The organism is Mesorhizobium sp. M3A.F.Ca.ET.175.01.1.1 (genome assembly GCF_004791945.1).
In the GTDB taxonomy this organism is placed as follows: domain Bacteria; phylum Pseudomonadota; class Alphaproteobacteria; order Rhizobiales; family Rhizobiaceae; genus Mesorhizobium.
Genome location: NZ_SRTP01000306.1, coordinates 1 through 304, shown reverse-complemented (window position 1 = coordinate 304; position 304 = coordinate 1). Strand labels below are relative to the sequence as shown.

At 68.4% G+C, this 304-nt stretch carries 1 protein-coding gene; it reads right to left on the bottom strand.

All coding sequences use genetic code 11. The features are described from left to right. Window positions 1-304, bottom strand: a 304-nt coding sequence (locus tag EN818_RS31770; protein ID WP_135906736.1) for a transposase, incomplete at both ends; no start/stop codon positions are given.

Sequence of the window (304 nt, the reverse complement as noted above, 5' to 3'; positions counted from 1 at the left end):
ATGGCACTAAGTGCCGCCATGTAGAGGGCACGGCGCACACGCGATCGGCCGCCCTGGATCTGGCTTTTGCGTGCGAGCTTGCCGCTCTTGTTGTCGAACGGGGCGAGGCCGACGAGCGCGGCGATCGCCTTGGGTGAGCGCTGGCCGAGCTCGGGCAGGAGCGCCAGCAAAGAGAGCGCGCCGCCCTTGGAGGCACCGGGCACGGAGACCATCAGCGCGTGATCGCGGGCGGTGGCCTCGGCTTGACCAAGGAGGTCGGCGATCCGGCTGTCGAGCGCCTTGATGCGTGTGTCGAAGTGGGCAA